General features: G+C 38.4%; 1 tRNA gene. It reads right to left on the reverse strand.

The annotated features are described in order from the left end of the window. Nucleotides 1–233: 233 nt before the first annotated feature. A tRNA-Val gene (locus tag ATB78_RS28020) sits at nt 234–309 on the reverse strand. Nucleotides 310–320: the final 11 nt, after the last annotated feature.

Below are 320 nucleotides of genomic sequence, written 5' to 3' on the forward strand. Positions count from 1 at the left end.
TAAAAGTGATATTCCCAAGAACACTTGAATGTGTTTTTTGGTGTTTGTCATAAAGACAAACATTGAGAACTTTACAAACAAACTTAAAAGTTTGTTTTGTCAGCTTTCCAAATTGTTAAAGAGCTAATCACTTCCTAAGAAGTCATTTTCTAAAGACTTTCAGAGTCGAAGATTCTAACCACGTACGTTTTACTGAAGTGGTTTGGAATTCCTATCCAAAAATACTTAGAGAATGGTGGGCGATACCGGGCTCGAACCAGTGACCCCCTGCTTGTAAGGCAGGTGCTCTCCCAACTGAGCTAATCGCCCACATAAGTTTT

The organism is Vibrio sp. CUB2 (assembly GCF_001557945.1).
Classification (GTDB): Bacteria; Pseudomonadota; Gammaproteobacteria; order Enterobacterales; family Vibrionaceae; genus Vibrio; species Vibrio owensii.